Consider the following 20,641-nt stretch of genomic DNA (forward strand, 5'->3'; position numbering starts at 1 on the left):
TCCTAAGAAGATTTACGATTACGGCCGAGAAAGGTTTCAACCCGCTCCGCCGCAAGCTCCATTTCTTCTGTAGTATTGCCCAATCCGAAGCTGAATCTTACCGCCGAGCCGGCAAGCTCCTGCGGCACGCCCATCGCCTGCAGCACATGCGACGGCTCGAGCGCGCCCGCCGTGCAGGCAGAGCCGCCGGAGGCGGCGATGCCGGCCAGGTCGAGATTCATGAGCATGGACTCCCGGTCGACGCCCGGAACCGCCAGGCTGACGATGCCCGGCAGCCGCCGCTCGGGATGGCCCAGCAGGACGGCCGCTCCGTCCGTAAGCTCGGCCATCCGGAGCAGCCACAGCGCGCGCAGCTCCTCCATCGCGGCCGCCCGGCTCTCCCGCTCGCGGGCGGCGAGCTCGGCCGCTCTCGCGAAGCCGACGAGCGCGGCGACGTTTTCCGTGCCGCCGCGCCGCTTGCGCTCCTGCGAGCCGCCGACGAGCAGCGGCGCCAGCGGCGTGCCTTGGCGCACGAACAGCGCGCCGGCGCCTTGCGGGCCGTTGATCTTGTGGCTCGAGAGCGTCATCAGCGACACGGGCAGGCTGGCGACGTCGATCGGCAGCTTGCCGTAGGCCTGGGCCGCATCGGTATGGAACGGCACGCCGCGCTCGCGCGCCGCCGCCGACAGCTCCGCGATCGGCTGGATGACGCCGGTCTCGTTGTTGGCGTACATGATGCTGACGAGCCCGGTGTCGTCGCTCAGGCAGTTCCGCAAGTCATCGGGCGAGACGAGCCCGTCGCGGTCGACCGGCAGCACCGTGACGCGCCAGCCGCCGCGCTCGAGGCGCTCGCATTCCTTGAGCACGGCATGGTGCTCGGCCGCGCTCGTGACGAGATGTCGCTTGCCGCTCGCCGCCTGCGCCTCCAGCACGCCTCGCAGCGCATAGTTGTCCGCTTCCGTCCCGCCGGAGGTGAAGACGAGCTCGTCCGGCCGGCAGCCGATCGTCGCAGCAACCGCGTCCCGCGATGCGCTCACCCGCTTGCGGGCGTCTCGGCCGTAGCTGTGCAGGCTGGAGGCGTTCGCCGGAGGGCCCTGCAGCACGTCGAGCATCGCTTGCGCGGCTTCGGGATGCAGCGGAGTCGTCGCGGCGTGGTCGTAATAGATCCGTTCCATCGCGTTCAAGACCTTTCTGGAATCGAAATCAAATATAGAACATGTAGCTGTCGGCCTCGCTCTTGTCCGTATACTGGATGAGATCGAGCAGCGTCGTGGAGTCCAGCACCTCCGCGATGCTGTCGCGGATGCGCAGCCACAGGTTGCGCTTGGCCGGATCGTCCTCCTCGGTGAAGTCGACCGGCGAGATCGGCCCTTCGAGGATGCGGATCACGTCGCCGGCCGTGATCGTGTCCGGATCCTTGGACAGGATGTAGCCGCCGTACGCTCCGCGGATGCTTTTGACGAGGCCGGCGTTGCGAAGCGGGGCGATCAGCTGCTCCAGATAGTGCTCGGACAGCTGGTTTTTCTCGGCGATGCTCTTGAGCGAGATCGGGCCTTCTCCGAACTTGGCGGAGAGCTCCATCATAATGGTAAGGCCGTACCGGCCCTTGGTGGATATTTTCATTGCTGCACCTCTTTCCCTGATTGGTCGAAAAACTAAATCAAGGTATTCCCATAATACTGATATGTTAGCACAGTCAGGGGCGGTCCGTCCGCTAAAATCGGCTTGCGGCCGACAAGAAATCGAATAAAGCGGATGAAACTCTTGGCTCCGTTGTGCTACAATGGGAGAACTCTTCCCGCCCGGCCGTCCAGCCGGGAAGGACACAAGGTGTCAGAATAACAGGGAAGGCTCCAGATTGTCAAGGTGGTGGATTACTATGGCAGCGCAGGAAAGCAACCGCTCGAAGCGCGTCGTCGTCGGCATGTCCGGCGGCGTCGACTCGTCCGTGACCGCCCTGCTGCTCAAGCAGCAAGGCTACGACGTCATCGGCATCTTCATGAAAAACTGGGATGAGACGGACGAGAACGGCGTCTGCAGCGCGGACGAGGACGCCGAGGACGTGCGGCGCGTCTGCGAGCAGATCGGCATTCCTTATTATACGGTCAACTTCGAACGCCAGTATTACGACAAGGTGTTCTCGTACTTCCTCGACGAGTACCGCCGCGGACGCACGCCGAATCCCGATGTCATGTGCAATCGCGAGATCAAGTTCGGCGAGTTCCTGGCCAAGGCCAAGTCGCTTGGCGCCGACTATCTGGCGACCGGGCATTACGCCCGCGTCGTCCGCGACGAGAACGGAGCGACGACGCTGCTGCGCGGCGTCGACGCCGGCAAGGACCAGACGTACTTCCTGCATCAGCTGAACCAGGAGCAGCTCGCCTCGGCGATGTTCCCGATCGGCCACCTGCCGAAGCCGGAGGTGCGCCGGATCGCCGAGGAGAACGGCCTGGCGACCGCCCGCAAGAAGGACAGCACCGGCATCTGCTTCATCGGCGAGCGCAACTTCAAGCAGTTCCTGAGCGGCTACCTGCCGGCGCAGTCCGGCCCGATGGTCGATCTGCGCACCGGCGAGACCAAGGGCCGTCATGACGGGCTCATGTACTACACGCTCGGCCAGCGCCAAGGGCTCGGCATCGGCGGCTCCGGCACGGGCGAGCCGTGGTTCGTGGCGGACAAGGACTTGGAGGCGAACATCCTGTATGTGGTGCAAGGCGACGCGCATCCTCGGCTCTACTCCTCCTCGCTGACCGCGAGCGAGGTCAACTGGATCGATCCGCAGCGCCCCGCGGGCGACATCCGCTGCACGGCCAAGTTCCGCTACCGTCAGCCCGACCAGGGCGTCACGCTGCGGCTGGGGCCGGACGGCGGCGCGGAGGTCGTGTTCGACCAGCCGCAAAAGGCGGTCACGCCGGGACAAGCCGTCGTGTTCTACGACGGCGAGCGCTGCCTCGGCGGCGGCACGATCGAGACCGTGACGCTCGTCGACGAGCGGACGTTCGCCGAGTCCGGCCGCGCTTAGCTGCTGTGGCCGATATGCGTGTCGCACCAGACGGGTGAATGCCCAGCTAGCCGTCTCGGCTGGGGATTCGGATTGCAGGGCATGTTTCTGCCTTGAATCCGCCGACTCGGCCGGGGATTTGGCATTCAGGGCAGTTTTCTTCCTTGAATCCGCCGCCTCGGCCGGGGATTTGGCATCCAGGGCAGTTTTCTGCCTTGAATCCGCCGGCTCGGCCCGGAGATTGAGTATCCACGGCAGTTTTCTGCCTTGGATCCGCCGACTCGGCTGGGGATTGAAAAAGTCCAGGGCACATTCTGCCCTGGACTTTTTCACCCCGAACCTCTAACCTGAATCCGCCTTTTCAATCCTAGAATGAAAAGGGTCTGTCCCCGGTCCTATGAGATGACCTTGGGGAACAGACCCTTTTTTTCGTCTGGATGCGCATTTGAACGGCTTGGAGCTTCAAGCGCTCCACAAACGGGCATGTTCCGAAGCATGTCGCTCAAGCGCTTCCGCCTCCGACGGCAATCCCACGCCTCCTCGCCGGCACATGCTCCGGCGGGGCAGATGCAGCGAAGCACAAGCCATCAAGTGCGGCGCATATATGCCTTCACCGTCAGCGGCGCGAAAATCGCGACGATCGCAGCGGCGGCGAGCAGCGACCAGCCGACCTCTGCCCCGAGCGTCCCGCCGTTCGCCAGATCGCGCACGGCGCTCACCAGATGGGAGACCGGATTGAATTTTACGAACCACTGCAGCCAGTCCGGCATCGTCTCGACCGGCACGAACGCGTTGGACAGGAACGTCAGCGGGAACAGCACGATCATCGAGATGCCTTGGACGCTGGAGGCGCTGCGGGCGATGACGCCGAAAAAGGCGAAGATCCAGCTGACCGCCCACGAGCAAACGATGACGAGCACGGCGGCGATGGCCACGTAGCCGAGGCCTCCCTCCGGACGATAGCCCATCAGGTAGCCCATCACGAAGGTCAGCACCGTAGCGATCGTATAGCGCACCGTATCGGCCAGCAGCGAGCCGGCCAGCGGCGCGATGCGCGCGATCGGCAGCGACTTGAAGCGGTCGAACACGCCTTTGTCCATGTCCTCGCGCAGCTGCACGCCGGTGACGACCGAGGTGCCGATGACCGTCTGCACGAGGATGCCGGGGATGATGACCGGCAAGTAGCTGGGCACGTCGCCGGAAATGGCCCCGCCGAAAATATACGTGAACATGAGCGTGAACAGAATCGGCTGCAGCGTCACGTCGAACAGCTGCTCCGGCGTCCGCTTGATCTTGAGCAGCCCCCGGTACGCCATCGTCAGCGAGTTGCGGATGGCCTGGACGAAGCCTCCGCGCTGCACGATCCGGCGGGAAGCGCCTGCCGGCGCGAATTCGGTCTTCATGCGTTTCTTGCCTCCATTCGTTCGTTGCCTGCGGGAGCATCCGGCGAAGGGGCCCCCGGGCCGCTGCCGGTGATCGTCAAGAACACTTCGTCCAGCGTCGGCTTCTGCACGCTGATCTCCGCCAGATTCACGCCTGCGCCGCGCAGGGCGATCAGCAGGTCGGTGACTTGGCCGGCTTCCGCCATCGGCGCGGTGATTCGTCCGGCTTCCGCCGTCACGCTGGAGCGGGCCTGCAGCACGCGCTCGACGGTCTCGCGGGCGGTCGTAATCTGGCCCGGATCGGTCACCCGCAGATGCAGCGACGAGCTGCCGACCGATGCTTTCAGCTCGTCTCCGGTGCCCTCGGCGACGACGCGGCCGCGGTCGATGACCGCGATGCGGTCCGCGAGCTGGTCCGCCTCGTCCAGATACTGCGTCGTGAGCAGCACGGTCGAGCCGTTTTTGACCAGCCTGCGGATCGTGTCCCACATCTGCGCCCGCGTCCGCGGATCGAGTCCCGTCGTCGGCTCGTCGAGAAAGAGGAGCGGAGGCTGAGAGATCAGGCTGGCAGCCAGATCAAGCCGCCGGCGCATGCCGCCGGAGAAGTTTTTGAGCGGCCGCTTGGCGGCTTCGGTCAGGCCGAACTCCTCCAGCAGCTCCGCCGCTCTGCGCCTAGACTCGGCGCGGCCGAGGCCGAGCAGCCGCGAAAAGATCACGAGATTCTCGGTCGCGCTGAGCGACTCGTCGACCGAAGCGTATTGCCCCGTCACGCCGATCAGCTGCCGTACTTGCTGCGGCTTCCGCATCACGTCGACGCCGAAAATGCGCGCCTCGCCCGCATCCGGCCGCAGCAGCGTCGCCAGCATCCGGATCGTCGTCGTCTTGCCTGCTCCGTTCGGGCCTAGCACGCCGTAGATCGAGCCTGCGCGCACGTTCAGGTCCACGCCGTCGACAGCCCGGTTGTCTCCGAATTGCTTGACGAGTCCGAGCGCTTCGACCGCCCACTCGCCCGTAGTCGATGGATTGGATTTCATCGTGGTTCATCCTCCCTGGATATCGTTCGCTGCAAGCATACCTCCCGAATGTGAACTCGATTTGAACCGAAGCGAAGGAATGGGCGGGACGCTCATGAATGAGGGAAGGCGCAAGAGCGGATTGACTTCGAGGCGGTGCGGGACAGAACGAACCAAAGGAGCTTGCTCCCTTGGTCTTGGGCTGGCGCCGCAGCTGGCCGAGGCCTGTCCAGCCCCCGCCGGCTCGGCATTCGCGCAGTCCCCGCACGCGGCATGCGGATGCGGGATGGAGGACGCAGGATGGAGCGGATGCGGAATGGAGCGAATCCCTGGATGGAGCAGACGCCGGGATGGTGCGGATGCCAGGATGGAGCGGATGCGGGATGGAGCAGGCGAAATAGAGCATGGGGAATGGAAATCGCGGGCTTGCCGACCCGGGCATGCGGACGCGCGAGCATGCAACGGCGCCTTGAACGGCCGCGCGCGCTCCCGCATAATAGAAATCGATCCAACCGATAGAGAGGATGAATGCCGCATGTTGAAACGAAAACCCGCTCCATCGGTCGCCTCCAAAGCCAAAGGAAGCACGCTGCTGCTCGAGCGCGCGTTCGACGCCTCGCCCTCGCAGCTGTTCCGGGCTTATACAGAGGAAGACCTGCTCCGCCAGTGGTGGGGACCGAAGGGATGGACCGTCGCGGAGAGCCGGCTCGACTTGCAGCCGGGCGGAAGCTGGCACTACGGCCTCGCCTCCGAGGACGGCAGCCGGAAGACTTGGGGCAAGTTCGTCTACCGCGAGCTCCAGTCTGACCGGCACCTCGTCTATGAAGACTACGCGGCGGACGAGGCCGGCAACGTGTCCGAAGGACAAGGCTTGCTCGTCACGCTGGAGTTCCGCGAGGGGAACGGCCGCACGATGCTCGTCAGCCGAGCGGAGTTCGCTTCCTCGCAAGCGCTGAAGCGCTCGCTCAAGCTCGGCGTCGTCGAAGGGATGAGCCAGACGTGGGAGCGCCTCGCTGCCTGTGTCCGCCGCATGGACGGCAGCAACAGCTGACGCATAGAGGACAGCAACGGCTGGCTCTACCACCGCATGGACGGCAGCAACGGCTGGCTCTACCAACCGCATGGACGGCAGCAACAGCTGACACGTCCATCCGGGCTTGAATCCCCATCTGCTCGAGGCCGGCTCATTTCCAGAGACGCCCTCGCTCACCTCCGTCCCCGTGCCGGCCCTCGCGTCCTGCCGCGAGCTGCGGCCGGTCAGGTGCCGGTATCGCGGAGGTTCCGCTCCGCGTCGAACTCGTCGGTGATGTCGCCGACGATCTCCTCCACGATGTCCTCCAGCGTCACCAGCCCCGCCGTGCCGCCATACTCGTCGATCAGAATCGCGAGCTGCGTCTTGTCCTGCTGCATCCGGGCCAGAAGCGCCTGAATGCGCGTCGATGCCGGCACAGCCGCCACCGGACGTATCAGGCCGTGCCAGTTCGTCGTCTGCGCTCCCGCTCGCAGCAGGTCCTTGATGTGGACGAAGCCGATCACGTCGTCCTTGTCTCCGTCGCACACCGGATAGCGCGTATGCATGCGCTGCAGGGCGGCGGCTTTGTTTTCTTCCAGCGTGCGGTCGACGTACAGGCAGATCATGTCCGTTCTTGGAATCATGATCTCCCTCGCCTGCGTGCCCGCAAAGTCGAAAATATTGTCCATGAGCGCCAGCTCCGCCGGATCGATCAGCCCGCTCCGGCGGCTCTCCTGCATGAGCAGGCGCAGCTCCTCCTCGTTATGCGCCGGCTCGGTGCCGGCAGCCGATTCAAGGCCGCTCCATCGCAGCAGCCGGCCCGCCATGCCGTCGAGCACGCGGATGGCGGGGTAGAGCAGCGCGTGAAGCAGGATGAGCGGGCGGGAGGTCCAGAGCGTGACCTTTTCCGCTTGGCGGATGGCAAGCGTCTTGGGCGCCAGCTGGCCGAGCACGATGTGGAACAGGGCGATGCAGCCGAAGGCGGCCACGAACGAGAGGGTCCCCGCCGCCGGACCGGCGATGCCGAAGCGCAGCAGCAGCGGCTCGAGCAGCGCCGCGACCGCCGGCTCGCCGACCCAGCCGAGCCCGAGCGAGGCGAGCGTGATGCCGAGCTGGCAGACGGAGACGAAGGAATCGAGGCTGCCGGTGAGGCGGGAGGCGAACCGCGCCTTACCGTTGCCCTCGGAGACGAGGGCGCTGATGCGGCTGCTCCGCACCTTCACCATCGCGAGCTGCGCGGCGACAAAAAAGCCGTTCAGGAAAACGAGAGCTACAATGAGCAGCAAGCTGATGCCGAGCGGCAAGGGGTCGTCGGACACGCTCTACCCTTCTTCCGCTTCGAAAGCGAATGCGGAAGTCGGGCCACCTCCTCCAGATCAAGTCGATTGCCTCTATGTGTATGCGGAAGAAGTCGAACTATTCCGAACGCAAGCCAAGAAGGACGAGGGCTTCGGCTCGCCCCCGTCCTTCTTGGCGTTCAAAACCAGCCGCTCACGGTCATCGCGAGCAAATAGAGGTTCAGCGCTGCGATCAGCAGCGCGCAGCTCCAGGCAACGCCCTTGAGCAGCGGCCGATTGGCGAATTCCCCCATCTTGCGCGGATCGCTCGTAAATTGGACGAGCGGAATGACGGCGAAGCTGAGCTGCAGCGACAGAATGACCTGGCTGAAGATGAGCAGCTCGGTGGTGCCTTTCTCTCCATAGAGCGCCGTCACGATGACGGCCGGCACGAGCGCGATCAGGCGGGTGATGAGCCGCCGCAGCCAAGGCTTCATGCGCAGGCCGAGAAAGCCTTCCATGACGATCTGGCCGGCGAGCGTGCCGGTCAGCGTCGAGTTCTGGCCGGCGGCCAGCAGCGCCACGCCGAACAGCACGCTGGCCGCCGCACCGCCCATGAGCGGCGCCATCAGCCGGTAGGCATCGCTGATTTCGGCGATGTCGGTATAGCCGCTCGTGTGGAATACCGCCCCGGCGACGATCAGGATGGCGGCGTTGATGAACAGCGCCAGCCCGAGCGCGATCGTCGAGTCGAGCGTGGCGAAGCGGATCGCTTCTTTTTTGCCCAGCGGGGTCTGCTCGAAGCGTCGCGTCTGCACGATCGAGGAGTGCAGGTACAGGTTATGCGGCATGACCGTCGCGCCGAGAATGCCGATGGCGATGTACAGCATCGCCGGGTTCGAGACGATCTGGCCGGAAGGGATGAAGCCCTTCAAGACGTCGGCCACGACCGGCTGCGCCCAGACCAGCTCCAGCAGGAAGCAGCCGCCGATCGTGCCGATCAGCACGATGACGAGCGCCTCCATATAGCGGAAGCCCTTGTTCTGCAGCAGCAGCACGAGCAGGACGTCAAGCGAGGTGAGTATGACGCCCCACAGCAGCGGCAGGCCGAACAGCAGGTTGAGCGCGATCGCCGTGCCGATCAGCTCCGCCAGGTCGCACGCGGCGATGGCCAGCTCGCAAAGCACCCACAGCAGCAGCGCGACCGGCTTGCTGTAGTGGTCGCGGCAAGCCTGCGCCAGATCGCGGCCCGTGACGATCCCCAGCTTGCCGGAGAGCGACTGAAGCACCATCGCGATCAGGTTCGACAGCAGCACGACCGACAGCAGCGTATAGCCGAACAAGGAGCCGCCTGCCAGATCGGTCGCCCAGTTGCCGGGATCCATATAACCGACGGCGACCAGATAGCCCGGTCCCATGAACGCGAGCAGCTTCCGCAGCCAGCTCCCTTTTTGCGGCACATGGAGGCTGCGGTTGGCTTCGGCGAGGGACGGCTCCCCTCCGCTTCGTTTCCACCCGCCCGATTCCAGCGTTGCTTCAGTCCCGCCCCATCGCTCGTTCTTCATCGCTCATCTCTCCTTTTGCGCACGCACATCTATGTTGAGTCAGGGAAACTTTTAGAGCCGGCGATTCCTCTTTCCGTTAAAGATATGACGAAGAAACGCAAATGTTACATCTCTATATAGTTTAACCCTAAATTTCGTTGTTGTTAATCATGAATGCGCGCGCAGACGAAAAAGCCCGCCGCCCCGAAGGGCGGCAAGCCGGCGGAGCAGGCTCTCGAACGGTCGGAAAGGCAACCTCCGCGCTAGCGTCAAGCTTTTTAGCCTGACGACGCGATGCCAGAGGGCAGAGCGGTCAGCGGCTCTGGTTCCGGTCCGATCGGCGCTGCTGCTGGTTGTGGCGGATCTTGTCCTCCATGCCCTGGCGGGTCGCCTCATAGACCGTCGAGCCGGCGAGGCGCTCCGGATAATAAAGCTGATCGACGTAATGGCCGGGAAAGTCATGCGGGTATTGGTAGCCGACATGGCCGAGCTGCTGCGAGCCCTTGTAATGCGCGTCGCGCAGATGCAGCGGCACTTCGGGCGTGCCGACGGCATCCATCTTGGCCATCGCCTTGCCGATGGCGAGGGCGGTCGCATTGGACTTGGGGCTCTCGACCGCGAACAGGATCGCTTGCGCGACGTTGTACTTCGCCTCGGGCCAGCCGATCTTGTGGTAGGCGTCCATGCTGGCGACCGCCTGCAGCATCGCCTGCGGATTGGCGAGGCCGATGTCCTCGCTGCAGGCGACGATAAGGCGGCGGATGAACACCATCGGATCCATGCCGAGCTTCTCGACGGCGTACAGGAACCAGAACAGCGCCGCGTCGCTGGAGCCGCGGATGCTTTTGTGAAATGCCGACAGCACGTCGTACTGGGTCGACTCGTCGGCCTGCACGGCGCGGCTGCGGATCGACTCCTGAGCGACCTCCAGCGTGACGATCACGGAGCCGTCCGGCTCGGATGGCGTCGTCACGGCGGCGAGCTCCAGCGCGTTGAGCGCGCGGCGGATGTCGCCGCCTGCCATGGCGGCGATATGCTCCAGCGCTTCGGGCCGCACGTCGAGCTTCATGAAGCCGAGTCCGCGCTCCTTGTCGGCGATCGCGCGCCGCATCGCTTCCAGCGCATGCCCGCTCTCCAGCGCATGCAGCCGGAACAGCGTCGAGCGCGACAGCAAGGCGCCGTTGACGGAGTGGAACGGATTTTCGGTCGTCGCGCCGATGAAGATGATGATGCCTTGCTCCACCGCAGGCAGCAGCGCGTCCTGCCGCGAGGAGTTGAAGCGATGCACCTCGTCGAGGAACAGGATCGTCTTGCGGCCGTACAGCGACTTGGCGCTCTTGGCCCGCTCGATGACGTCGCGCACGTCCTTGACCGTCGCATCGACGGCGTTGAGCTTGACGAACTCGCCCTCCGTCCGGCGGGAAATGATATGGGCGAGCGTCGTCTTGCCGCTGCCGGGAGGGCCGAACAGCAGCAGCGAGCTCACCTGGTCGCCTTCGATCGCCCGGCGCAGCAGCGTGCCCGGGCCGACGACGTCGTCCTGGCCGATATAGTCGTCGAGCGTCTGAGGCCGCATCCGATCGGCCAGCAGCCTTGCCCGCGGCTGCCGCTCCTCTTCCTTGTAGTCGAACAAGTCCATGCCTGCCACCTCGGTTCTAAGAAATTCTCCTGAAAGTGTACCATACCGCGACTTCGGCGTACAAACGTTCGCTTCCGCGTCGGAAGGGGAAGAAGACCGCGGCAAGACGGCGGACCAAAAAAACAAACGACAAATAGACGAAGCGGCCGGCGGTCCGCCTCGTCTGTGGTCTGCCTACGCTGCCTGCTGCATGGCTGCGCCGTCAGGGCCCGGACAGCCGGACCGTCGGCACCGCGATGTCCGCGGCAGCGGCGGCAGTGTCCAGGCGGCGGCCGGTCAAGCCTGCGCCTCTCCGGCAGTCAGGCCGAGCTCCCGCCATTCGCGCTCGAAGCTCGCCTTCAGCTGCCGCTTGCGCTCTTCGTCCACGAACGCCGCTTCGATCGCATGCCTCGCCACGTTCTTGATGTCCCGCTCGGAGAAGCGGAAGCGGCGCGCCAGATTCTCGTATTCCCGGGTCTGGTTCGTGCCGGATACGGTCGGATTGTCCGTATTGACCGTCACGAGCAGCCCGCTGTCGAGATAGTCCCGGATCGGGTGATGGTCCATCGACGGGACCGCCTTGGTCTGCACGTTGCTGATGACGCACAGCTCGAGCGGAATGCGGCGCTCGCGGATGAGCTGCGTCACCTCCGCGTCCTCGCGCAGCCGGACTCCGTGTCCGATCCGCCGGGCGCGCAGCTTCTCGACCGCGCAGCGGATGCTGCACGCCCCGGCCGCCTCGCCGGCATGGATCGTGATCGGCAGGCCGAGCCGATGCGCCAGCTCGAATACTTCGGCATGCAGCTCGTTCGGATAGCCGGCCTCGTCGCCCGCCAGATCGACGCCGACGACGCCGAGCGACACGAACCGGCTGGCGGCCCGCACGACCTCCTCGTTGTCCATCTGGCCATGATGGCGCATGCAGATGAGAATCATCCGCACGCAGTGGCCGTATCTCGCCTCCGCCTCCGACAAGCCCTCCGCCACGGCCGTGACGATCTCGTCGACGGACAGGCCTCCTCGCGTGTGGAGCTGCGGGGCGAACCGCACTTCCACGTATCGGACGTTGTCGAGCGCCGCATCCTCGGCCGCCTCATAGGCGATCCGCTTCAGCGCCGAGCGCGTCTGCATGAGCAGCAGCGGCAGCTCGAACCGCTCCAGGTATTCGACCAGGCTGGAGCAGGAAGGCGGCGCCGTCATCCGTTCGGTCAGCTCCCGCAGATCGGCGCAGCTGAGCTCGATTCCTTCCTCCTCCGCGATCTGGGCCGCCGTCGCCGGCCGCATGCTTCCATCCAGATGGCAATGAAGCTCGATCTTGGGCAAGCGTCGCATCAAACTCATCTCCATCGTCCATCACCTTCCCGCAGGGTATTAGATCGATGGTACTTCCTCTACAGGTCGATGTCAATATACCTCACCCAAAATAGGCTTTCCCTTAATAGGTGACATATACCTATCTTGTGGGATCGAACCGGACTGTCCGCCTACACCTCGATGCCGCTCTTCTCCAGCAGGTCCCGCACCGCTGCGCTGACCATGATGAGGCCGGCGACCGGCGGCACGAACGCGTTGCTCGCCGGCGGCTGCTGCGCCTTGCGGATCTCCGGCGCGTTGTCCGGCACGATCCGCTGCGTCACGTCCTCGCGCGGCTTTTTAGGGGCCTCCGACGAGAAGACCACCTTCACGCCCTTGCGCACGCCTTCGCGGCGCAGCTTCTGGCGGACGACACGCGCGACCGGGTCGGTATGCGTCTTGGAGATGTCCGTCACCGTGAACTTCGTCGGGTCCATCTTGTTGGCCGCGCCCATGCTGGAGATGACCGGAATGTTCCGCTCCAGGCACTGCTTGATGAGATGCACCTTGTACGAGATCGTGTCGGAAGCGTCGAGCACGTAGTCGAGCGGGTACTGGAACAGCTTCTCGTACGTCTCCTCCGTATAGAACATGCGCAGGCTGATCGCCTCGCACTCCGGGTTGATGAGCTGGATGCGGTCGCGCATCAGATCCGCCTTCGGCTGGCCGACCGTCGTCGTCAAGGCGTGGATCTGGCGGTTGATGTTGGTGATGTCGACGACATCCTTGTCGATCAGGATGATGCGGCCGACGCCGGTGCGCGCGAGCGCCTCCGCGGCGATCGAGCCGACGCCGCCGATGCCGAGCACGGCGACCGTGCTGCGCTTCATGACGTCGATGCCTTCCGGACCGAACGCGAGCTCGGTGCGGGAAAACTGGTTCAACATGGGCTTTCGCCTCCCTATCTGGTTTCCAGCGGTTGCCCGCGGGCGATGCCAAAGCCGCACCGGAGCCGGTGCGGCTTTGGCGGCAAATCTATGGTCCGGAGCAGCGGGCTTGCCGCCGCTGCGGGCGACGCGGCGTCCCGATCAGCCTTGGACGGGAGCGCCGGCGGCCGCTTCGGCCGGCTGGCCGCCTTGCGGCGCGGCCGGCTTGGAGCCTGGCTTCGGCACGGTGCGGATGTGCAGCTGCTGCAGCTGGGCAAGATCGACCTGTGCCGGAGCATCCATGAGCAGGTCGGTCGCGCTGGCCGTTTTCGGGAAGGCGATCGTCTCGCGCAGGTTGCTGCGGTTCGTCAGCAGCATGACGAGGCGGTCGAAGCCGAACGCGATGCCGCCATGCGGTGGCGTGCCGTACTCGAACGCATCGAGCAGGAAGCCGAATTTGTCATGCGCTTCTTCCATCGAGAAGCCGAGCGCCTGGAACATCTGCTCCTGCACCTCGCGCTTGTAGATCCGCATCGAGCCGCCGCCGACCTCGTAGCCGTTCAGCACGAGATCGTATGCTTGCGCGCGGATCGCGCCCGGATCGGTCTCGAACAGATGCAGATCCTCTTCCTTCGGCCGCGTGAACGGATGATGCTCCGCCACGTAGCGCTTCGCCTCCTCGTCCCAGCCGAGCAGCGGGAAGTCCACGACCCAAGCGAACTTGTACGCGGAGTCGTCGATCAAGCCGAGCTGGCGGCCGACCTTCAGGCGCAGGTTGCCGAGCACGTCGGCGACGACCTTCTTCTTGTCCGCAGAGAACATGAGCAGGTCGCCTTCTTCCACGCCCAGCCGCTCGGTAAGCGCCTGGATTTCCTCCGGCTTGAGGAACTTGACGATCGGTCCGCGCCACTCGCCGTCCTTGACCGTGATCCAGGCCAGGCCCTTGCCGCCGTAACGGGCCGCGAACGGCTGCAGGTCATCCAGCTCCTTGCGGCTCCAGCTCGCGCAGCCTTTGGCATTGAGGACGCGCACGACGCCCCCGCTCGACGCGACGCTGGCGAATACCTTGACGTCGCTCGACGAGACGATATCGGTGATGTCCTCGATCTCCAGGCCGAAGCGCAGGTCCGGCTTGTCCGAGCCGTACTTGTCGATAGCGTCGGCGTAGGTGATGCGCTGGAACGGGGCCGGAATGTCGACGCCGACCGTCTCCTTGAACAGTCGCTGGGCGAGGCTCTCCATCATGGCGAGCAGCTCGTCCTGGCTCAGGAACGACGTCTCGATGTCGACCTGGGTGAACTCCGGCTGGCGGTCGGCACGCAGGTCCTCGTCGCGGAAGCAGCGTGCGATCTGGTAGTAGCGCTCGATGCCGCCGACCATGAGCAGCTGCTTGTACAGCTGCGGCGACTGCGGAAGCGCGAAGAACTCCTCCGCATGCACGCGGCTCGGCACGAGGTAGTCGCGCGCGCCTTCCGGCGAGCTCTTCGTCAGGATCGGCGTCTCCACCTCGACGAACTGCTCGCCGTCCAGGAAGTCGCGGAAAATTTTCGCAGCCTTGGAGCGGAGCAGCAGCGTGCGCTGCATCTCCGGACGGCGCAGGTCCAGGTAGCGATACTTCAGGCGGAGCGTCTCGTCCACCTCGATGCCGTCCTCGATCGGGAACGGAGGCGTCTTGGCCGCGTTCAGCACTTCGATCTCTGTGACGCGCACCTCGATCTCGCCCGTTTCCAGGTTCGGATTGCGCGTCTCCGCGTCGCGCTCGACGACCTTGCCTTTGACGGCAAGCACGTACTCGCTGCGCGCGCGATCGGCGACAGCCAGCGCATCGCCGGAGAAGTCCGGGTTGAAGACGATCTGCACGATGCCGGTGCGGTCGCGCAGGTCGATGAACAGCACGCCCCCGAGGTCGCGGCGGCGCTGCACCCACCCTTTCAGTTCGACGGTCTTGCCTACGTCCGCCTTGCTCAAGCGTCCGCATTGAATGATGCTGCTCATATCCTTCACTCCTTGTCGGTAGTTGGCTGTTCGTTGCGGATCGCAGCGGCCAGGCCGCTCAGGGGCACCATCCGCTGCTCGCCCGTATCCATCCGCTTGAGCGCGATCTGCCCTTGCGCCAGCTCGTCGTCGCCGAGGATCGCCGTGAAGCGGGCGGCATAACGGTCGGCGGATTTCATTTGGGCTTTCATCTTGCGCCCTTGGTAGTCGCGATCCGCCGACAATCCGGCGCCGCGCAGCGCATGCAGCTGCCGGGACACCTCGCGCTCGGCCGCCTCGCCGAGAGCGACCAGATAGACGTCGAGCGGCTGCGCCGCCGAAGCCTCCTCCTGCTGATGCTCCAGGATGAGCACGGTGCGCTCGAGGCCGAGGCCGAAGCCGACGCCCGGCTGGTCCGGCCCGCCGATCTCGCCGACGAGGCCGTTGTAGCGCCCGCCGCCGCCGATCGTGTCGATCGCGCCGATGCCCTCCGCCTTGAATTCGAAAGCGGTGTGCGTGTAGTAATCCAAGCCGCGCACGAGGCGAGGGTTGATTTCATACGGGATGCCCATGTCGTCGAGGGCGGCTTTCGCCTGGGCGAAGTGCTGCGCGCTCGCCTCGTCGAGGCTGTCGAGAATCGACGGCGCGCCTTCGAAGTGCTCCTGGTCGACCTTGCAGTCCAGCACGCGCAGCGGATTGCGGTCCATGCGCGACTGGCAGTCCTTGCAAAGCAGCTGCCGCTTCGGCTCGAGGAAGTCGAGCAGCTTGGAGCGGAATTGCGCCCGCACCTCCGGCGTGCCGACGGAATTGATCTCGACGCGCACGCCGCGCAGCCCGACCTCCGTGTAGAACGTGTAGCCGAGCGCGATCACCTCGGCGTCAAGCGCGGGGTCCGCCGAGCCGAGCGCTTCCACGCCGAACTGATGGAACTGGCGGTAGCGTCCCGCCTGCTGGCGCTCGTAGCGGAACATCGGCCCGATGTAGTACAGCTTGGTCAGATCCGGCTCGCCGTACAGCTTGTTCTCCACGTAGGCGCGCACGACGCCCGCCGTCCCCTCCGGCCGCAGCGTCAGGCTGCGGCTGCCGCGGTCCTCGAACGTATACATTTCCTTCTCGACGATGTCCGTCGTCTCGCCGACGCCGCGGCGGAACAGATCCGTCGACTCGAACATCGGCGTGCGGATTTCCCTGAAGTTGAAGCGTCGGCAGATTTCCCGCGCCTTCGCCTCTACGAGCTGCCAGCGCTCGACCGCTCCGGGCAGCAAATCCTGAGTGCCCGGCATTTTTTGAAACCTCATGCATGCCCCTCCTGTCTCTATTTCCTCGCATCGCCCGGGCGGGCGGAAAACAGCAAAAAGGCTCCCGTCCGCCGGCGACGACATGTCGCCAGGGACGAGAGCCATCGTTCATTCTCCCGTGGTGCCACCCTGATTCCGAATGCGAAGGCTACTGCCAGCCCGCGCGTCCGCTCCGATGCGGTTAACGCCCGCCACACGCGATCAGCTACTTCGTTCCCGTTTCGCCGACCGTTCTCCGGGATGTCCTTCTTCCAGCCACCATAAGGACGCTTGCAGCCGAACGGCGTCCCTCTCTGCGTACGTGTGCTGAACTACTTGTTCCCATCATCGAAGCCATATGAGTGAATTTCCACCATTCTACCGCGCTGCAGGGATCAAGTCAAGAATCCGGCAAAAAAAGGACCCGGAGCGGCAGCTCCGGGCAACAGGTCAACCTATTAAAAAGGGGGTCGAGGTTCAGTATAGCCCTCTTATGTTAAGGCAGCGTTCCGGTCGGATTACAATTCGATGACAAAACGGTCAGGGGCGCTCGGGCTCAGGCTGCTTGCGCGCCGGAGCCGGAGCCGAGCAGGCCCAGTCCTCCGCGAACTCGAGATCCTCCTCGAGATCCTCCAGCAGCAGCGCCTCGCGCCGCTCGGCCTGCAGCAGCCGGCGTCCCGCTCCATCCAGCATGAGCTGCTTGCGTCCTATTCGCATGACATGCACTTCCTTTCGAAAATTGAGCCACGGATGCCGCGAACCATTTCGATAAGTAGTGTTGCCACGCCCGGCCGGACTTAATCCTGCTCGCCGGCCGCGCGAACCGCCTTTATTCCTTGCTGTCGATCACCAGCGTGACCGGCCCGTCATTGACGAGCGACACGTCCATCATCGCCCCGAAGCGTCCGGTCTCGACCTTGAGGCCGGATGCCCGCAGCGCAGCGTTGAACGCCTCGTACATCGGCTCCGCCTGCTCCGGGCGGGCCGCCGCCATGAAGTTCGGCCGCCGCCCCTTGCGGGCGTCGCCGTAGAGCGTGAACTGCGAGACCGACAGGATGTCGCCGCCCGCTTCCTTGACGCTGAGATTCATCTTGCCGGACTCGTCCTCGAAGATGCGGAGCCCGACGATCTTGTCGGCCATCCATCTCAGGTCGGCCTCGCTGTCCTCGTGGGTGATGCCCACGAGCAGCAGGAGACCGCGTCCGATGCGCCCCGTCGTCTCGCCCTCGACGGCCACCTGGGCCGAAGAGCAGCGCTGCACGACCACTTTCACGTGATGCCGCCTCCTCTTACTGCATGATCCGCTGGACGGAATAGATGTCCTTGACGCGCTTGATCTTCTCCACGACCGATTGCAGATGCTCGATGTTGCGGATGAGGATCGTCATGTGGATGATGACCATCTTGTTGCGTCCGGTGCGGCCGGTGACGGCGGAGATGTTCGTCTTGGACTCCGCCACCGCCTGCAGCACCTCGTTGAGCAGGCCGCGATGGTCATAGCCGGTAATCTCGATGTCGACGCTGTAGTTCGACTCCGCCGACTCCTCCCATTCGACCTCGATGACGCGGTCGGCGTCCTCGCCACCTTCTTCGAACGGGATGTTGGTGCAATCGCTGCGGTGCACGCTGACGCCGCGTCCGCGCGTGATGTAGCCGACGATGGCGTCTCCCGGCACCGGGTTGCAGCAGCGGGCGAACCGGACGAGCAGATTGTCGATGCCCTTGACCGTGACGCCTCCCGTAGCCGCCTTCTTGCGCGAGCCGGGAGATTTCATCTCGACCGGCTCGCTCGTCAGCTCGATCTGCTGCGCCGCCTCGGCCTCGCGCCGCATCTTCTCCGTCATCTTGGTGCAGATCTGCGCGGCCGTGATGCCGCCGAAGCCGATCGCGGACATCATGTCCTCGGGATCGTGGAAGCTGAACTTGGAGGCGGCCTCCATCAGCTTGTCCTCGGTCATCCAAGCCGACGGCTCCAGCCCCAGCTTGCGCAGCTCGCGCTCCAGCGCCTCGCGGCCCTTGATGACGTTCTCCTCGCGCCGCTCCTTCTTGAACCACTGCTTGATCTTGGCCCGGGCATGCGAGGACTTGGTGATCTTGACCCAGTCCTGGCTCGGCCCATACGAATGCTTGGACGTCAGGATCTCCACGATGTCGCCGGTCTTGAGCTTATGGTCGAGCGGCACGATGCGCCCGTTGACCTTGGCTCCGATCGTCCGGTTGCCGACCTCGGTATGGATGCGGTAGGCGAAGTCGAGCGGAACCGAGCCGGCCGGCAGCTCGATGACCTCGCCCTTGGGCGTGAAGACGAACACGAGATCGGAAAAGAAGTCCATCTTGAGCGACTCCATGAATTCCGATGCGTCCTCCGCCTCGTTCTGCAGCTCGAGGATTTCCCGGAACCAGCTCATCTTGTCCTCGATGTTGCCGCTCGGAGGCGTTCCTTCCTTGTACGCCCAATGCGCGGCGACGCCGTACTCGCTCGTCCGGTGCATCTCCCAGGTCCGGATCTGGACCTCGGTTGGCTCCCCGTTCGGTCCGACGACGGTCGTGTGGAGCGACTGGTACATGTTCGCCTTGGGCATCGCGACATAGTCCTTGAAGCGGCCCGGCATCGGCTTCCACAGCGTATGGATGATGCCGAGCGTCGCGTAGCAGTCCTTGATGTTGTCCACGATGATGCGGATCGCCATCAGGTCGTAAATCTCGTTGAACTGCTTGTTGCGCATCGTCATCTTGCGGTAGATGCTGTAAATATGCTTGGGGCGGCCGGAGATGTCGCCCTCGATCCCCATCTCGTCCAGCTTCTCGCTGATGCGCGAGATGACCTGGCCGATGAAGTCCTCCCGCTCCGCGCGCTTTTTCTTCATGAGGTTGGCGATCCGGTAGTACTGCTGGGGATTGAGGTACCGAAGAGCGGTATCCTCCATCTCCCACTTGATCGCCGAGATGCCGAGCCGGTGCGCGATCGGACAGAAAATCTCGAGCGTCTCGTAGGCGATGCGCCGCTGCGCTTCCTCCGATTGGAACTTGAGCGTCCGCATGTTGTGCAGCCGGTCGGCCAGCTTGATCAGGATGACGCGGATGTCCTGCGCCATCGCGACGAACATCTTGCGGTAGTTCTCGTTCTGATGCTCCTCCTTGGAGCGGAACTTGATCTTCTCGAGCTTGGTGAGGCCGTCGACGAGCATGGCGCACGTATCGCCGAAGCGGGCTCTCACCTGCTCGACCTCCACCGTCGTGTCCTCGACGACATCGTGAAGAAGCGCCGCGATGATGGACGTCACGTCCATCTGCATGTTCACGAGAATCTCCGCCACCGCCACCGGATGGAGGATGTAGGGCTCCCCGGACTTGCGCACTTGGCCGAAGTGAGCCTGGTCGGCAAAGTCATAGGCCTCCCGGACTCTGGCGAGATCCTGTTCCTTCATATAAGTCGACGCCTTAGCGAGTAATTGGTCTATGCCCATGAAACGTCCCTTTCTGAGTGTCAGGATTCGACTCCAGCCGTGTCCCCGTACCTATGAAAATTGGTTTAACTCTTATTATGCCCCCATCATGCGTTGCCCGTCAACTCGCTTGCCGCCTGACGCTTTTCGACATTCGCGGACAGCTGTCGCCCTCCCGCTCCTGTCTGCTCAAGATACCGAAACCGACTCCCGCTTCGCGCACGATTGATACCGAAACCAATTCCCGCTTCGCGCACCACTGGTACCGATACCGATTCCCGCTTCGCGCAACGACTGGTACCGAAACCGACTCCCGCTTCGCGCAACGACTGGTACCGAAACCGATTCCCGCTTCGCGCACGATTGATATCGAAACCGATTCCCGCTTCGCGCACGACTGGTACCGAAACCGATTCCCGCTTCGCGCAACGGGGACTCGTTCCGATCTCCCTGGAGCCCAGATTCCTTTGATTATTCTACTCAAAGAGGAAGGAATCCGGCCTCCAAGGGAACCGCTGCCGCTTCTCCACGAGCCCCCGTCCGCTTCGCTCCCCGGTTTCAACATACGCTCAATACTCCTAACGGTCGCCGATTTTCATCCGACTTCGTGCACAAATGACGGTAGTCCCGACCCCTTCGCTCATGCCCTTCGGCCGCTCGGAACCTCATGACGGTAGTCCCGACCCCTTCGCTCATGCCCTTCGGCCGCTCGGAACCTCATGACGGTAGCCCCGACCCCTTCGCTCATGCCCTTCGGCCGCTCGGAACCTCACGACGGTAGTCCCGACCCCTTCGCTCATGCCCTTCGGTCGCTCGGAACCTCATGACGGTAGTCCCGACCCCTTCGCTCATGCCCTTCGGCCGCTCGGAACCTCATGACGGTAGCCCCGCCCCCTTCG

At 64.2% G+C, this 20,641-nt stretch carries 16 protein-coding genes; 2 read left to right on the forward strand and 14 right to left on the reverse strand.

Annotation, left to right across the window (positions count from 1 at the left end; genetic code table 11):
* Positions 1–2 precede the first annotated feature (2 nt).
* On the reverse strand, positions 3–1,154 hold the full coding sequence (locus HGI30_RS15575) for a cysteine desulfurase family protein (protein WP_168908393.1): 1,152 nt from the start codon (positions 1,152–1,154) through the stop codon (positions 3–5).
* Between the two features lie 28 nt (positions 1,155–1,182).
* Entirely contained in the window at positions 1,183–1,602 is a 420-nt protein-coding gene (gene cymR / locus HGI30_RS15580) for a cysteine metabolism transcriptional regulator CymR (RefSeq protein ID WP_028597547.1), read from the reverse strand.
* Between the two features lie 256 nt (positions 1,603–1,858).
* On the opposite strand from cymR, the gene mnmA reads away from it, so the two are divergent.
* Positions 1,859–3,001 (forward strand): tRNA 2-thiouridine(34) synthase MnmA, encoded by a 1,143-nt coding sequence (mnmA, locus tag HGI30_RS15585; RefSeq protein WP_168908394.1) that lies wholly within the window; start codon positions 1,859–1,861, stop codon positions 2,999–3,001.
* A gap of 566 nt (positions 3,002–3,567) precedes the next feature.
* Here the strand turns inward: mnmA and HGI30_RS15590 are convergent.
* Together HGI30_RS15590 and HGI30_RS15595 are read right to left on the reverse strand one after the other, a co-directional pair.
* Complete coding sequence (locus tag HGI30_RS15590) at positions 3,568–4,383, reverse strand: ABC transporter permease (RefSeq protein WP_168908395.1); 816 nt, start codon at positions 4,381–4,383, stop codon at positions 3,568–3,570.
* Positions 4,380–5,396, reverse strand: a complete 1,017-nt coding sequence (locus tag HGI30_RS15595; RefSeq protein WP_168908396.1) for an ATP-binding cassette domain-containing protein — start codon at positions 5,394–5,396, stop codon at positions 4,380–4,382. Before HGI30_RS15595 ends, HGI30_RS15590 begins: the two co-directional genes overlap by 4 nt.
* Before the next feature lie 514 nt (positions 5,397–5,910).
* Between HGI30_RS15595 and HGI30_RS15600 the strand changes: the two genes are divergently transcribed.
* Positions 5,911–6,426, forward strand: a complete 516-nt coding sequence (locus HGI30_RS15600; RefSeq protein ID WP_168908397.1) for an SRPBCC family protein — start codon at positions 5,911–5,913, stop codon at positions 6,424–6,426.
* Positions 6,427–6,632: 206 nt separating this feature from the next.
* Here HGI30_RS15600 and HGI30_RS15605 read toward each other — a convergent pair whose 3' ends face one another.
* The 10 genes from HGI30_RS15605 to HGI30_RS15650 form a co-directional block, all read right to left on the reverse strand.
* On the reverse strand, positions 6,633–7,706 hold the full coding sequence (locus HGI30_RS15605) for a hemolysin family protein (protein WP_168908398.1): 1,074 nt from the start codon (positions 7,704–7,706) through the stop codon (positions 6,633–6,635).
* 158 nt (positions 7,707–7,864) lie between these two features.
* A complete protein-coding gene (locus HGI30_RS15610) occupies positions 7,865–9,229 on the reverse strand; it encodes an Nramp family divalent metal transporter (RefSeq protein ID WP_168908399.1) in 1,365 nt (454 codons plus the stop codon).
* A 292-nt stretch (positions 9,230–9,521) separates the two neighbouring features.
* A complete protein-coding gene (locus HGI30_RS15615) occupies positions 9,522–10,847 on the reverse strand; it encodes a replication-associated recombination protein A (RefSeq protein WP_168908400.1) in 1,326 nt (441 codons plus the stop codon).
* 276 nt (positions 10,848–11,123) lie between these two features.
* Entirely contained in the window at positions 11,124–12,173 is a 1,050-nt protein-coding gene (add, locus tag HGI30_RS15620; protein WP_168908401.1) for an adenosine deaminase, read from the reverse strand.
* A 137-nt stretch (positions 12,174–12,310) separates the two neighbouring features.
* Complete coding sequence (locus HGI30_RS15625) at positions 12,311–13,066, reverse strand: tRNA threonylcarbamoyladenosine dehydratase (RefSeq protein WP_168908402.1); 756 nt, start codon at positions 13,064–13,066, stop codon at positions 12,311–12,313.
* A gap of 141 nt (positions 13,067–13,207) precedes the next feature.
* Complete coding sequence (gene aspS, locus HGI30_RS15630) at positions 13,208–15,040, reverse strand: aspartate--tRNA ligase (RefSeq protein ID WP_168908403.1); 1,833 nt, start codon at positions 15,038–15,040, stop codon at positions 13,208–13,210.
* Between the two features lie 5 nt (positions 15,041–15,045).
* Complete coding sequence (gene hisS, locus HGI30_RS15635; protein ID WP_168908404.1) at positions 15,046–16,317, reverse strand: histidine--tRNA ligase; 1,272 nt, start codon at positions 16,315–16,317, stop codon at positions 15,046–15,048.
* Positions 16,318–16,836: 519 nt separating this feature from the next.
* Positions 16,837–17,013: a hypothetical protein gene (locus HGI30_RS15640; protein ID WP_168908405.1), complete on the reverse strand. Its 177-nt coding sequence runs from the start codon at positions 17,011–17,013 to the stop codon at positions 16,837–16,839.
* Between the two features lie 112 nt (positions 17,014–17,125).
* On the reverse strand, positions 17,126–17,569 hold the full coding sequence (gene dtd, locus HGI30_RS15645; protein WP_168908406.1) for a D-aminoacyl-tRNA deacylase: 444 nt from the start codon (positions 17,567–17,569) through the stop codon (positions 17,126–17,128).
* A gap of 16 nt (positions 17,570–17,585) precedes the next feature.
* A complete protein-coding gene (locus tag HGI30_RS15650; RefSeq protein ID WP_168908407.1) occupies positions 17,586–19,763 on the reverse strand; it encodes a RelA/SpoT family protein in 2,178 nt (725 codons plus the stop codon).
* Positions 19,764–20,641 lie beyond the last annotated feature (878 nt).

It is taken from the genome of Paenibacillus albicereus (assembly GCF_012676905.1).
Lineage (GTDB): Bacteria > Bacillota > Bacilli > Paenibacillales > Paenibacillaceae > Paenibacillus_O > Paenibacillus_O albicereus.